Source organism: Lachnospiraceae bacterium oral taxon 096, from assembly GCA_018141845.1.
Lineage (GTDB): Bacteria > Bacillota > Clostridia > Lachnospirales > Lachnospiraceae > F0428.
Window position 1 is genome coordinate 1,141,516 of record CP073340.1, and the last position, 14,870, is coordinate 1,156,385.

The window sequence follows — 14,870 nt, forward strand, 5'->3', positions numbered from 1 at the left end:
AAATTTCAGCTTCATTTCAGTTAGAGAAGGTATGCTATAGCCATAACAAGACAGGAGGTAATGGATATGAAAAAGTATCGAAAGAAAATATATGTATGTTTGACATTGAGTGCACTGGCATTGGCCACAGGTTGTAGCAATAAGGCGATTAAGGCGAATGCGGAAAATACAGAAAATGTAGTCAGCAGTACACAGGCAGAGAATACAGGCGAGGCAAGTGCACAGACACTGGTAGAAAAGGCAAAAATTACATTTTCCGACAGTGGGGCACAAATTGAAGGTAGTGGTGCAAGTTATGCAGATGGCACATTGACCATTACTGAGGCGGGAAGCTATACACTTGGGGGAAGTAATTCCAATGCACAAGTGGTTATTGATGCATCAGAAGGAGAAGTTACGCTTGTTCTCAATGGTGTGAACTTACAGAGTCAGACCACAGCAGCTATTTATGCAAAGAGTGCAAAAAAGGTCAATATTACCTTGGCCGATGGTTCAAGTAATACCTTAGTGGATGCAAAGACTTATACTAATACAGAAGATAGTGATGAACCTGATGCAGCAGTATTTGCTGATTGTGATTTGAGCTTTGACGGATCGGGTACATTGGAAGTGACAGCAAATGCAAAGGATGGCATTAAGAGTAAGGACAACTTGACCTTTACTTCAGGAACTTACACCATTACATCGGCGAACAATGCCATTAAGGGAAAAAATAGCATTGCTGTAAAGGATGGCATATTTACCATCAATGCGACAGGAAAGGGAATGACAACAGAGGGAACATTGGATATTGATGCTGGAAAAATTGATATTCAAAATTCAGAGGAAGGTCTGGAAGGAAAACAGGTGACAGTCAATGGTGGAGACATTAATATTGTGGCCACAGATGACGGCATCAATGCAAGAACAAAGACAGACAGCGATCAGGAGAGTATGCAGGCACAGGAGGATACTTGGTTTAAACTAGAAGGTGGAAATATCACGGTGGATGCCACTGGTGATGGAGTGGATTCCAATGGAGATATTTATATCAATGGTGGTACAATTATGGTCTATGGTCCGACAAGTGATGGCGATGGCACATTAGATTATGATGGCACAGCAACCATTACAGGTGGAACTTATATGGGCATTGGTTCTAGTGGAATGGTACAAAGTTTTGGCGACACTTCCACTCAAAATAGTTTGGAAGTCAACTATTCTACCACACAAAAAGCGGGAACAGTGGTCAAGATAACGGATGAAAGTGGAAATGTGATTGCAAATATCACAGCAAAGAAAGACTTTAGTAGTGTCTTGATATCTTCAAGTGATTTGAGCGAAGGAAAGAAAGTGACGATTCAGACAGGAGAAGACAAGCAGACAGCGACCATTTCAGGAAAGACAACAACTGTTGGCGAAAAGAGCGAAAGGGGAGGAGCACCAGGACAAGGTGCACCAGAGGGAAACCCACCGAGTGGCAATTCGTCAAAGGGAAATCCACCAGAGGGAAATCCCCCAAGTGGTCAGCCACCAGAGGGAAATCCACCGAGTGGCAAACCACCAAAGGGAAACCCACCGAGTGGCAAGCCACCAAAGGGAAACCCACCAAGTGGCAAGCCACCAAAGGGAAACCCACCAAGTGACAAGCCACCAAAAGGGAATCCACCGAGTGGCAAGCCACCAAAGGGCAATCCACCAAGTGGTGATTCATCAAAGGGAAGTCAATCCAGTGGTGATTCGTCAAAGGGAAATCAATCCAGTGATGACTCATCAAAGGATGATGCGGTGCAATCTTAAATAGAATATGCTATAATCAGATGCTGTTACAGGGAAAAGCCCTTGTAACAGCATTTTTTGTTGATAGAAAGGAAAGATGATGAAGGTTTATATGGCTCCACTTGAGGGCATTACCAGTTATATATTTCGAAATGCATTTGCAAAGTACTATGGAGGAATAGATCGATATTTTACACCATTTATCACACCACATCCTAAGAAAGGATTTTCACTATCAGAAAAGCGAGATATTTTGCCAGAAAATAATACAAAAATCACAGTGATACCGCAGATTCTAACGAATCAAGTGGATGATTTTGTTAATCTTTCAAGAGAGATTGCTGAATTTGGCTATGATGAGGTCAATCTCAATTTAGGTTGTCCATCAAAGACAGTGACCTCAAAGAAAAAGGGCTCAGGAGCTTTGGCCGATGTAGAGGAGCTTGAGCGATTTTTAGATGGGATTTTTTCTAGATGTGAGCAAAAAATTTCAATTAAGACAAGAATTGGTGACAGTGATGAAAAGGAATGGGAGAAAATTTTAGAAATTTATGAGAAGTACCCACTGAGTGAATTGATTGTTCATCCAAGGTTGCGTGTTGATTTTTATAGGGGAGAGATTCATTGGTTGGCTTGGAAAAGGGCAATGCAATCAGAGAAAAAGTTAGTCTACAATGGAGATATTTGTACAAAAGATGACGCAAAAAGTATATTTCAATTTGGTGTGGAGACCTTGATGATTGGAAGAGGATTATTAAAAAATCCAGAATTAATATCAGAAATTCGAGGAGAAAAAGGAAAAAAGGAGATGAATCGCAGTCGATTTAAACAGTTCCACGATGAAATTTATCTTGGCTATGCACAGATAATGTCAGGGGATACACCAACGCTTTTTAAAATGAAGGAATTGTGGGGGTTTTGGATTACAAGTTTTGCAGGAAAAGAAAAATATCTGAAAAAAATTAGAAAAGTCCAGAATAGAGCAGAGTATATTCAAATAGTAAGTGAATTATTGGAAGTTTAGATGAATATTTTTGATAAAGTTATGGACACAATGGCTTTTTTTTTGTAGTATGGATATAATGTTATATAAAGAAGGAGAGAAACTATGCCAAGTGCACGATTTTTAAAATTAAAAGGACCAAAGAAAATAAAGATTTTAGAGGCAGCAATGAAGGAATTTTTGATGCATCCTGTGACTATGGTTTCCATTAATCAAATTATTAAGAGCGCAGGAATTTCTCGAGGCAGTTTTTATACATATTTTGAAGATAAGGATGACCTTTTTCAATATGTTGCAGAGGACTTTGTTCGAAGAATTGTAGATCGAGTGATTACTGTGATAAAGGAAAATGGTGGAAATTTATTTCTTTCTGCAAATATGTTATTTGCAGAAGGGCTGGAGAGAGAAAAGACGAGCACCTATGCTCAGCTCTATCTTGAGGTATTTAAGGATTATACATTTGTTCGCTTGATGAATGAGGAGGGGGCAAGAAGTAAAGAAAATCTAGAAAAGTGGGAGGAACTTCACAGAGAAATCTACATTTTAAGTAAACCTGTCTATAGCTTTGCTTCTTTGGAGGAATTTACAAAGATTTTTGACATGATTTTTGTATTGTTTCTTCAATCTCTGATCGCAGTGAAATCAAGGAGAAGAACAGAAATAGAGGCTAAAGACATACTTAGCCGTCAGTTAGATATCATTGAAATGGGGGTTCGCTGTGATATCGAAAGGGAGAGAGAGAGGGTGTAAGATTTGATAAAGAAGATATTGGCAGTTACATTGATATCTGTTCTATTTGCACAGAGTCCGATGGCAAGTTTTGCCGAACCTGTATTTTCAAGAAGTCAAGAGGAATGGGCAAAACTTAGAGACAATCGCTTGGAATATGGGGAAATTGAAGGGTTGCTTGAGGAATACAATGGCACGATCTTGCAAAACAAGATTGACTATCGATCCTTTCAAAAGGAATATGGAAAGACCAATGAAGAAGTAGTTAAGACCTATCGGGATATGGCGAAGGAAATTGAGAAAAATTTACAAGAGCCAGACCCACAAGATGCCAATTATGTATCTGCAGCAGTGGCTCTTGCTTCGGCAAAGGCACAGATTAGTAGCTTGAATAAGTCGGCAGATAATGCACTAGAAGATGCTGAGATTAAGTGGATTACATTGGAGTCAGCAAAAAAGACATTGGTTCAAGTTGCACAAAATGATATGATTAGCTACTATACAAATCTACTTGTGGTGGAAGATGCCAATTTGACGAAACAACAGGCACAAAATGCTCTTCATCTTGCAGGAATAAAGCTTCGTGCGGGAACGGGGGTAAAGTCAAGTATTCTTTCGGCACAGGAGGATTTACTAAAGGCTGAGCAAAGCATTACTAAGGCAACAGATGATGCAAATAATGTCAAGAAAAAGTTGATGGTGATGTGTGGTTGGTCTTACAATGGAAATCCAGAGATAGGAAGTCTTCCCGATGTCGAATTTTCAAAAATTGAGAAGATGAATCCAGCTAATGATCAGGGCTTGGCTTTTCAGAATAATTACACTCTGCGTATAAACTTAAAGAAACTAGCCAATGCCAGTGAGGACAGTCAAAAGGAGAGTTTGCAGACTGCAATTAAAACCAATAAGCAAAATATCTCCACAGCATTAGTTGTTGACTATCAAAATGTTTTGGCTGCGAGGGATGCCTATCATTATGCAAAGGCCAATGTGGATGTACAAAATGGCTTGCTTTCTCAGATGCAGACGAAACTTCGCCTTGGGGTAGCCAGTGCCTATGAGATGAGTGCACAAGAAATTAGCAAAAAGCAGGCCGATGTGGCACTTGCACAGGCAAAGATCTCCCTATTTTCTGCAATGGAAAATTATCAATGGGATGTCAATGGCTTGGCAAAGGCAGAATAGGAGCTTTGATGAAAAAAATAGGATGTTTTGTACTGACTTCATTAACTTTTTTGATTGGGACATCATTTCCAAGTTCTGCCTTTGTGAGCGCACCGAGAAATCCGGCAGAGAGAAACATGACACAGGCCATGCTCAATGGCTATGACGAGGCTACTTGGGCAAAGTTAATGGACAATCGCTTGGAGTATGCCGAGATTGATGATTTGGTGCACAATTTTAATCCAGAAATTTCTGCTGCTTGGAAAAATTATCAGGATCGTCGATTAGAGATTATTCAAAATATAGATAATTTGTCTGCTGTCAAGCGAAATATGGACAATCTCTTAGAAGAGGCAAAGACGAACGAAGATGTGGAAGAGATGGCCATCTATGCGGCACAGAGTATGGGGCTAAAGGCAGTGATTGACGGAATGAAAAAGTCAAAGGAAAATTTAGAAAAGCCAATTTCTTCCAGCAATGCTTCACTTCGAACGGCACAGGCACAGATGAGTGCCAGTGTAAGAACATTGATGATTAATTATAAGAATTTATTGTTACAAAAGGAATTGCTTCGACAAACAATTGAGTTGAGTCAGACACAGCTTACTGCAGAACAGGTCAAGGTAAGATATGGCACGGGAATTTTGAGTGATGTACAAAAATTACAGGTGGATATTTTACAGACACAGTCTCGTATTTCCGAGTTGACAAGCAATGAGTTGCAAATGAAGAGGTCATTGATCCAGATGTGTGGATGGAATCCGAGTGCAAATCCAGAGATTGGAGATGTTCCACAGGTGGATGAGCAGGCACTATCGAGCTTACATCCTGAGATAGATATTAAAAAGGCGATTGGCAACAACTATACCCTTATTGAAGAGCGTCATGGGAAGCATCCGCTCAATCAAACAGGGAGAACAGCTTGGGAGACAAGAGAAGCACAGATGGAGGCAAATTTACATATCAATTTGCAAGAACTCTATCAAAAAGTAAGAGATGCAAAGAATAGTCTTGACCAAGCAAGACAGGGTTTAGAAAATATAAATGCACAACTTGCCACAGCACAGGTTTCTTATCGATTGGGAGCAATCAGTCAATCACAATATGCTGAAATTCAAATTCAACAAAAACAAAAGGAATTGGAAATTTCGGCTGCAAAGATGAACCTTTTGTTGGCAGTCAATGCATATTATGATGCTGTCAATGGAAATGCAAAAGTGGAATAATTGTAGAAGGAGAGTTTTCAAGTTATTGGTTTGAAAACTCTCCTTTATGATATAGTCTAAAAATTAGTTGATTGCTCTTTTTTGCTAAAAATAATTCTGAAGATAAGGCGAACCAGCGGACCACAGTAAAAGAGTTGATATAAGATGGCCACAGGGAAATTCAATGCCCAAGTTTTTATCCAAAATGCAAAACTCATTTGATTTCTGCTAAAGAGAAGACAGGCAATAAAACTCATTATTGGACACATTATACAGCAGATACAAATAGAAATAGCATAAGTAATGATTTGTGGTCTATCCGATGGGCGAACAACCATAAAGGCAAGTTGATGAGCTAGCTAGTTTCCCAACAATAAAAAACTCAAGAATAAATGCGATGGGGACCATAATGGGAAGTTCAGCGAGAGCATGAAAAAAGGTCATATTGGTCAGATTGCCCATATTTCTTGCAATGTTGTATACGACCATTCCGTAGACCATAATACTTGCTATAATCAATGTAAAAATGGCATCTTGAAATTTGTTTTTTGGCATAAAAAATCCTCCTGTGATACATGTGTTGTTCGTTATCATCCTGGAGGAGTGTGCGTTTCCAATTGTTGACCATTTTATTTTGTCAGAAAATCTTAGCATTTTTTAGGTAAAAAGTAAAGTTTTTTTTCAAAGACAGTTGCGTTATAATAAAGAAAAATAAAGAGAGTGAGGACAAAATGAAAAAGATTGGATTTATTGGCATGGGGAATATGGGCTATGCCATTTTACAGGGTGTGCTTTCAAAGTATGCAAAGGAGGACTTAATTTTTTCTTCAAAGTCGCAGGAAAAGAAGGAAAGAATTAAGACAAAGACAGGAGTTGATTATACAGAGGACAACGCTTCTTTGGCGAAAAATTGTGAAATCTTAGTTCTTGCCATTAAGCCACAGATGTATGATACCGTTTTTTTGGAGATAGCAAAGGATATGCCAAGTGGACAAGTAGTGATTTCCTTAGCTCCAGGGAAAAGTATTGATGAATTAAAGTCAAAACTTGGCGATGACAAGAGAATTGTGCGGGCAATGCCAAATACTCCAGCACTTTTGGGCGAGAGTATGACAGGAATTTCTTGGATTGCCGATGAATTTTCCAAGGTGGAGAAAGAGGGGCTGATTGCTCTATTTGATTCTTTTGGAAAGAGTGTGGTTGTGGAGGAGAGTTTGATGGATGCTGTGGTTTCAGTCAGCGGATCATCACCAGCCTTTGCGTATATGTTTATTGATGCACTTGCCGATGCAGGAGTGAAATATGGACTAAAAAAGTCAGAGGCGATTCAAATGGCGGCACAGACTTTACTGGGCAGTGCCAAGATGGTACTAAAGAGCGGAGAGCATCCAGTAGTATTGAAGGATAAGGTTTGTTCGCCAGGGGGAACGACCATTGCTGGTGTGGCCGCATTGGAGGAGTCAGGATTTCGAGCAAGTATTCTTGCAGGGGCAGAGGCCGTATATCAAAAGTGCACAAAGATAAAGTAGTGGAGGGAAAAATGATCGAGAGGTTAAAGAGAGATCTTGCCTATGAGGGCAAGATTATTAAGGTATATAAGGATTTGGTTCGTGTCAATGGAAGAGAGACGGTGTGGGATTTTATTCACCACAATGGGGCAGCAGCTGTGGTTGCTGTCGATGAAAAAGGTAGACTTTTGATGGTTCGACAATACAGAAATGCACTCAATCGCTTTACTTTGGAGTTGCCAGCAGGTAAGGTAGATCGTGTAGATGAACCAAGAAGAGATTGTGCATTTCGAGAACTGGAGGAGGAAACAGGTAGAAAGGTAGAAAAGCCAGAGGATTTGGAATTTTTAATTCGAATTGACACCACAGTGGCTTTCTGTGATGAACAAATTGACATCTTTGTGGCAAAAAATATGAAGGTGACGTACCAGCATCTTGATGAGGATGAGGAGATTCAGGTGGAAGCATGGGAAGTGAAGGATCTTTTAGATTTAATTTATAGAGGAGAGATGAAGGACTCAAAGACGGTCTCTGGAATTTTGGCCTATGCAATCAAAGAGGGAATCACCTATGCTCAATAAGCAAAGTGGAGAAGAAAAGTCATTTGTTTTACATTCCGAATACCAGCCAACAGGGGATCAGCCCCAAGCCATTGCGGCACTTGTTAAGGGATTTGATGAAGGCAATCAATTTGAAACTTTGCTCGGTGTGACGGGCTCAGGAAAGACATTTACAATGGCCAATGTGATTGAAAAATTGCAAAAGCCAACACTAGTGATTGCTCACAATAAGACTTTGGCTGCCCAGCTTTACAGTGAGTTTAAACAATTTTTTCCTGAGAATGCAGTGGAGTATTTTGTTTCCTACTACGATTATTATCAGCCAGAGGCCTATGTGCCTTCGACGGACACCTATATTGAAAAGGATTCGGCGATCAATGAGGAAATTGATAAGTTACGCCATTCGGCAACGGCAGCACTTTCGGAGAGAAAGGATGTCATTATTGTGGCTTCGGTCTCTTGCATTTATGGTCTTGGAAGCCCAATTGACTATCAAGAAATGGTACTTTCTCTTCGTCCAGGGATGGAGAGAGAAAGAGATGAGGTTATTCGAAAATTAATTGATATTCAATATATGAGAAATGATATTGATTTTCATCGAGGTACTTTTCGAGTGCGTGGAGATGTACTTGAAATTTTTCCAGCAGCATCGAGTAAAGAGGCATATCGAGTGGAATTTTTTGGCGATGAAGTTGAACGCATCACACAAATTGATGTGGTTACAGGAAGGGTGGTGAGCGAACTCAGCCATATTGCCGTATTTCCTGCGTCGCACTATGTGGTTGCACCTGAAAAGATTGCAAAGGCAGCGGATGATATATTGGCAGAATGCAAGGAACAGGTTCAATTTTTTAAAAGAGAAGAAAAATTGATTGAAGCACAAAGAATTGATGAGCGGACACATTTTGATGTAGAAATGTTAAGGGAAACTGGATTTTGTTCTGGAATCGAAAATTATTCGAGACATTTGACAGGCTCTGCCCCTGGGGAACCACCCTATACTTTAATGGATTATTTCCCAGAGGACTTTTTGATTATTGTGGATGAATCGCATATTACCATTCCACAGATCAGAGGTATGTATGCGGGAGATAGATCAAGGAAGACAACCCTAGTAAACTACGGATTTCGCCTGCCAAGTGCACTGGATAATCGTCCACTTGAATTTTCGGAGTTTGAATCAAAAATTAGTCAAATGCTCTTTGTTTCAGCGACACCAAATGTCTATGAGAGCGAACATGAGTTATTGCGTGTGGAACAAATTATTCGTCCGACAGGATTGCTTGATCCAGAAATTAGTGTTCGACCAGTGGAAGGACAGATTGATGATTTAATTGGTGAGGTCAATAAAGAAGTAGAAAAGAAAAACAAAGTATTAATCACAACATTGACAAAAAAGATGGCTGAGGATTTGACAAATTATATGAAGGAAGTGGGGATTCGTGTTCGCTGCTTGCATTCTGATATTGACACTTTGGAGAGGGCACAGATTATTCGGGATATGAGATTAGATAAATTTGATGTCTTAGTGGGGATCAATTTGCTTAGAGAGGGGTTAGATATTCCGGAAATTACATTGGTGGCGATTTTGGATGCAGACAAGGAAGGTTTTTTGCGAAGTGAAACCTCACTGATTCAGACGATTGGTCGTGCGGCAAGAAATGTGGATGGCCATGTCATTATGTATGCAGACCATATCACGGCATCAATGCGTCGAGCCATTGACGAGACGGCAAGAAGGAGAGAAATTCAAAGGCAGTACAATGAAGAACATGGTATCACACCAAAGACGATTCAAAAAGCTGTGCGAGATGTCATTGCTATATCAAAGGCGGCAATAAAGGATAAAAAGAGTTGGGAGAAGGATCCTGAGTCAATGAGCCGAGAAGAATTAGAAAAATTGACAAAGGAGCTAGAAAGAAGGATGTTAAAAGCTGCAGCAGAGTTAAACTTCGAGGAAGCTGCGATGTTGCGAGATCAAATTGCTGAGCTAAAAAAGAGCTAGAAAAATTGTAGCAAATATTGTATAGTAGGGGGAGGTGCTCGTAGCGAAGTTGGATATCGCATCAGACTCCGACTCTGAAGGCCATGGGTTCGAATCCCATCGGGCACACTGAAATAGAGTAGAAACAGAGCAAAAGGGTATGTGCTGGTGGGCATATACCTTTTTCATTACGGAGGAATTATGGAATTAAGAGATTTTTGGTATGATTTGCCAGAGGAATTAATCGCACAGGATCCATTAGAAGACCGCTCTTCTTCGAGATTAATGGTACTTGACAAGGAGACAGGAGAATGTGTGGACCGACATTTTTATGAAATTAAAAAGTATTTGCGAGCAGGGGATTGCCTTGTTATTAATGACACAAAAGTTATTCCCGCAAGACTTTTTGGCGTAAAGAAGGGAACAGGAGCTAAAATTGAAGTATTGCTGTTGAAAAGAGGGCAAGATGATATCTGGGAAACCCTAGTAAAACCTGGAAAAAAGTGCAAGATGGGGACAGAGATTGAATTTGGAGAGGGACTTCTTGTTGGCAAGGTTGTGGGCATTGTGGAGGAGGGAAATCGCTTGATTCAATTTCACTACAATGGAATTTTTGAAGAGATCTTGGATCAACTTGGGCAAATGCCACTGCCACCATATATCACACATCAATTAAAGGATAAAAATCGCTACCAGACAGTGTACGCAAAACATGATGGCAGTGCAGCGGCCCCTACAGCAGGATTGCATTTTACAAAGGAATTGCTAAAAGAGATTGAACAGATGGGCGTAAAAATTGCCCGTGTAACCTTACATGTAGGACTTGGAACCTTCCGACCAGTAAAGGAGCAAGATGTTTTAAAACATCATATGCATTCTGAATTTTATATGGTCTCTGAGGAGGCTGCGAATTTAGTGAATGAGACAAAGAAATCGGGAAAAAGAGTAATTTGTGTGGGAACAACGAGTTGCCGAACCATTGAGAGTGCTAGCACAGAGGAAGGAATTTTACAGGCAAAGAGTGGTTGGACAGAAATTTTTATCTATCCAGGGTATCGCTTTAAAGTTTTGGACTGCTTGATTACGAATTTCCATTTGCCAGAGTCCACATTGGTGATGCTAGTCTCTGCACTTGCAAAAAGAGAGAATGTCCTATCGGCCTATGCGGCTGCAGTGGAGAGAAAGTATCGCTTCTTTTCCTTTGGAGATGCAATGTTTGTGACCGACCACCAAAATTTTGTAGAAAGTAATGAAGATGAGAATCAATAAATATTTGAGCGAAATGGGCATTTGTTCAAGGAGAGAGGCCGACCGCTTGATTGAGGCGGGGAGAGTAAAAATTGATGGAAGACTGGCCAAGATGGGGGAAAATATTGAGGGTGAGAATCAAGTGTATGTCGACGAAAAGAGAGTGGGACAAGAGAGTGATATAAAAAAGGTGAAGCCCATTTTGATTGCGATCAATAAGCCTGTGGGCATTGTCTGCACAACCTCAACAAAGGATCGGGCAAGGAATATTGTGGAGATGGTCGGGTTTTCTCAGCGAATTTATCCCATTGGGCGACTGGACAAGGACTCTAGGGGATTGATTTTAATGACCAATCAGGGAGATTTGGTCAATAAGATTATGCGAGCAGCAAATTTTCATGAAAAGGAATATATTGTTCAGGTCGATCAGCCACTGTCAGAGGAATTTCAAAGACAGATGGAAATGGGGGTTTGGCTGAGTGAACTGCGTGTGCGCACAAGGAAATGTAGGGTGAAGATTCTTTCAAAGGATACATTTTCCATTGTTCTGACTCAAGGATTAAATCGCCAAATTCGAAGAATGTGTGAGGAACTTGGCTATCAGGTTAGGGATTTACAGCGTGTGCGAATTATGAATATTTTATTGGGCAATCTCTTAGAGGGCAGTTATCGTGAACTTTCTAAGACAGAGCAGAGTCAATTGAAAAAAATGCTGCAAAGGGGATGAGAGAATGGATAAAATGCAAAGAATGAAGGCACTTGTGGAAAAATTAAATCAAGCTGCCTATGTCTATTATCAAAAGAGTGAAGAAATGATGAGCAACTTGGAGTATGATGCACTCTATGATGAACTTGTTTCACTGGAAGAGGAGACAAAGACGATTTTATCGAGTTCGCCGACTCAGCGTGTGGGGTATGAGGTAGTATCTGCACTGCCAAAAAGAGAGCATAAAACTCCTATGCTCTCTCTAGACAAGACCAAAAGTATTGATGAGTTAAAGACATGGTTAGGGGAGCAAAGTGCATTGCTTAGCTGGAAGATGGATGGACTTACCATTGTCTTGCACTATAAAGATGGACAACTTGAGGAGGCCATTACTAGGGGAAATGGATATATTGGTGAGGAAATTACCAATAATGCTAAGGCCTTTGCCAATGTTCCCCTTTGCATTTCCTATACGGGTGACTTGGTTTTGAGAGGAGAGGCCATTATTCGCTATTCTGATTTTCATAAAATCAATGCACAAATTGAAGATATTGATGCCAAGTATAAAAATCCGAGAAATCTTTGTTCTGGATCAGTCAGACAGCTTGATGCAAAAGTGACGAAGGAGAGAAATGTTCACTTCTATGCCTTTTCTTTAGTACAAGCGGATGGCATTGATTTTCACAATCAGCGAAAGTTGCAATTTGATTGGTTAAAGGAGCAAGGTTTTAGTGTAGTTGAGCATGTGTTGGTAAATAGAGATACTTTAGAAGAAAAAGTGAAAGAGTTTTCTGAGCGGATTGTAGACTATGATATTCCGTCGGATGGGTTAGTGCTTTTGCTTAATGATATTGCCTATGGAGATCGTCTGGGAACGACAGCAAAGTTTCCAAGAAATGCAATTGCTTTTAAGTGGAGCGATGAGCAAAAAGAGACAACACTTCGCTATATTGAATGGAGCCCATCAAGAACAGGGCTAATTAATCCTGTAGCTGTGTTTGAGCCTGTGGAACTAGAGGGGACGACGGTCAGCCGTGCCAGTGTGCACAATGTAAGTATTGTGGAGGAGCTTGGACTTGGAGAGGGAGATATCATTACAGTATATAAGGCGAATATGATTATCCCACAGATTGCAGATAATCTGACAAGGAGTAAAAAAATCGTGATTCCAAAGACCTGTCCAGCCTGTGATCAAGAGACAAGGATCAAAAATGACAATGGCATTAAAACCCTATACTGTATAAATCCTGATTGTCCAGTCAAACAAGTAAAAGGTTTTTCGTTGATGGTTAGTCGAGATGCCTTAAATATTGATGGTCTTTCGGAGATGACATTGGAAAAATTTTTGGCTGAAGGGTATCTTCACGAAAAAGCTGATATCTTTCATCTTGAGCAATATAAAGAAAAAATTGTTTCTCTCGATGGATTTGGTTTACGATCTTATGACAAGCTAGATCAGGCAATACAAAGGGCAAGAAAGACCACAATGCCAAGGCTAGTCTATGCACTGGGGATTGCAGGAATTGGTGTCGCCAATGCGAAAGTTATTAGCCGACATTTTGATGATGACATCCATCGCTTTATGAATAGTACAATGGAAGAGTTGACAGAAATTGATGGAATTGGAGAGGTGTTAGCGAAGGCGATTGTTGATTTTTTTGCCAATCAAAAACATCGAGAGAGTCTAGAAAAATTGTTGGTCGAGCTAGAGATTGAAAAGACAAAAAAGGAAGGCAAAGGAGAAAAATTTGCTGGAATGACCTTTGTAATCACAGGAAGTGTGGAGCATTTTAAAAATCGAAAGGAAATGCAGGAAATAATTGAAGCAAATGGTGGCAAGGTTTCCTCTTCTGTATCTGCAAAGACAAATTATCTCATTAACAATGACAAGGAGTCATCGTCAAGCAAAAATAAAAAGGCTAAGGAGTTGAATATACCGATTTTATCAGAAAAAGATTTTTTAGATTTATTGGAACAATAGAGAAAGTGAGGAGAATATTATGCCAATTAAAATTCAAAAGGGATTGCCCGCACAAAAAATTTTAGAGGAAGAGAATATCTTTGTGATGGACGAAGACCGTGCGATGACGCAGAATATTCGTCCATTACAGATATTGATTTTAAACTTGATGCCATTGAAAGAGGAGGCCGAGACACAACTACTTCGTGCACTGTCCAATACACCGCTTCAAGTCGATTGCACATTTTTAATGATGCAGACGCACAAGAGTAAGAATACCAGTCAAAGTCATCTAAATAAATTTTATGTTCATTTTGATGATATCAAGGAAAAAAAGTTTGATGGTATGATTATTACAGGGGCACCGATTGAGCAGTATGAGTTTGAAGAAATTCATTATTGGGAAGAATTGTGCAAAATGATGGAGTGGAGTAAGAAACATGTCACTTCAACATTACATATTTGTTGGGGAAGTCAGGCAGGATTATATTATCACTATGGCATTAAAAAGTTTCCGATGAAACAAAAGTTATCGGGAATTTACACCCACGAAGTTTTGCACAAAAAGACACCGCTTGTTAGAAGTTTGGATGACTATATTTGCTGTCCGCATTCGAGAAACACAGAGGTTCACGAAGAAGATATTGTGGCTTGTAAGGATTTACAAATTCTTGCAAAGAGCAAAGAGGCAGGAGTGTTGTTGATCATGAACAATTCGGGAAGTCAAATCTTTATTCAGGGACATCCTGAATATGATCGTTACACCTTGGCACAGGAGTATAAGAGAGACACCAATAAGGGAATGCATCCCAAGATTCCGATTCATTATTTTCCAAATGATGATCCAAATGAGCGTCCTGTGCTTAGCTGGAGAAACTTTTCCAATACATTGTATGCGAATTGGTTGAATTTTTATGTCTATCAGAACACGCCTTATGATTTGTATTCTTAATAAAAAAGGGGGAAGTGTGCTTTTTTGCATATGATTTTAGTCATTTATACACAATAAGTGTAAAAAGGGAGATGCGAAAAAACTCAATCGAGT

Annotated in this window: 12 protein-coding genes, 1 tRNA gene and 1 pseudogene; 13 read left to right on the forward strand and 1 reads right to left on the reverse strand. The window is 39.8% G+C overall.

Going from position 1 to position 14,870, the window contains the following annotated elements; genetic code table 11:
• The first annotated feature begins 66 nt into the window (after positions 1-66).
• The 5 genes from J5A74_05690 to J5A74_05710 all read left to right on the forward strand — a co-directional run bounded on the left by J5A74_05690 (position 67) and on the right by J5A74_05710 (position 5,880).
• Complete coding sequence (locus J5A74_05690) at positions 67-1,779, forward strand: carbohydrate-binding domain-containing protein (GenBank protein QUI94930.1); 1,713 nt, start codon at positions 67-69, stop codon at positions 1,777-1,779.
• Positions 1,780-1,858: 79 nt separating this feature from the next.
• A complete protein-coding gene (locus J5A74_05695) occupies positions 1,859-2,782 on the forward strand; it encodes a tRNA-dihydrouridine synthase family protein (GenBank protein ID QUI96836.1) in 924 nt (307 codons plus the stop codon).
• Between the two features lie 84 nt (positions 2,783-2,866).
• Positions 2,867-3,511 (forward strand): TetR family transcriptional regulator, encoded by a 645-nt coding sequence (locus J5A74_05700; GenBank protein QUI94931.1) that lies wholly within the window; start codon positions 2,867-2,869, stop codon positions 3,509-3,511.
• 3 nt (positions 3,512-3,514) lie between these two features.
• A complete protein-coding gene (locus J5A74_05705; protein QUI94932.1) occupies positions 3,515-4,675 on the forward strand; it encodes a TolC family protein in 1,161 nt (386 codons plus the stop codon).
• An 8-nt stretch (positions 4,676-4,683) separates the two neighbouring features.
• The gene (locus J5A74_05710; protein ID QUI94933.1) at positions 4,684-5,880 is read left to right on the forward strand and encodes a TolC family protein; all 1,197 of its coding nucleotides are present in this window, start codon (positions 4,684-4,686) and stop codon (positions 5,878-5,880) included.
• A 56-nt stretch (positions 5,881-5,936) separates the two neighbouring features.
• Here J5A74_05710 and J5A74_05715 read toward each other — a convergent pair.
• Positions 5,937-6,414 (reverse strand): annotated as a pseudogene (locus J5A74_05715) (DUF2798 domain-containing protein).
• Positions 6,415-6,590: 176 nt separating this feature from the next.
• On the opposite strand from J5A74_05715, the gene proC reads away from it, so the two are divergent.
• The 8 genes from proC (at position 6,591) to metA (ending at position 14,777) form a co-directional block, all read left to right on the forward strand.
• Positions 6,591-7,388 carry a pyrroline-5-carboxylate reductase gene (gene proC, locus J5A74_05720; protein ID QUI94934.1) on the forward strand — a complete coding sequence of 266 codons (798 nt, stop codon included), beginning with the start codon at positions 6,591-6,593 and terminating at the stop codon, positions 7,386-7,388.
• A gap of 11 nt (positions 7,389-7,399) precedes the next feature.
• Positions 7,400-7,948 carry an NUDIX hydrolase gene (locus J5A74_05725; protein ID QUI94935.1) on the forward strand — a complete coding sequence of 183 codons (549 nt, stop codon included), beginning with the start codon at positions 7,400-7,402 and terminating at the stop codon, positions 7,946-7,948.
• Entirely contained in the window at positions 7,938-9,932 is a 1,995-nt protein-coding gene (uvrB, locus tag J5A74_05730; GenBank protein QUI94936.1) for an excinuclease ABC subunit UvrB, read from the forward strand. Before J5A74_05725 ends, uvrB begins: the two co-directional genes overlap by 11 nt.
• Positions 9,933-9,966: 34 nt before the next feature.
• A tRNA-Arg gene (locus J5A74_05735) sits at positions 9,967-10,040 on the forward strand.
• A gap of 72 nt (positions 10,041-10,112) precedes the next feature.
• Positions 10,113-11,180, forward strand: coding sequence for a tRNA preQ1(34) S-adenosylmethionine ribosyltransferase-isomerase QueA (gene queA / locus J5A74_05740; GenBank protein QUI94937.1), 1,068 nt, complete (start codon positions 10,113-10,115; stop codon positions 11,178-11,180).
• Complete coding sequence (locus J5A74_05745) at positions 11,167-11,886, forward strand: pseudouridine synthase (protein ID QUI94938.1); 720 nt, start codon at positions 11,167-11,169, stop codon at positions 11,884-11,886. Before queA ends, J5A74_05745 begins: the two co-directional genes overlap by 14 nt.
• Positions 11,887-11,890: 4 nt before the next feature.
• Entirely contained in the window at positions 11,891-13,846 is a 1,956-nt protein-coding gene (gene ligA / locus J5A74_05750; GenBank protein QUI94939.1) for an NAD-dependent DNA ligase LigA, read from the forward strand.
• Positions 13,847-13,865: 19 nt separating this feature from the next.
• Positions 13,866-14,777, forward strand: a complete 912-nt coding sequence (metA, locus tag J5A74_05755) for a homoserine O-succinyltransferase (GenBank protein ID QUI94940.1) — start codon at positions 13,866-13,868, stop codon at positions 14,775-14,777.
• Positions 14,778-14,870 lie beyond the last annotated feature (93 nt).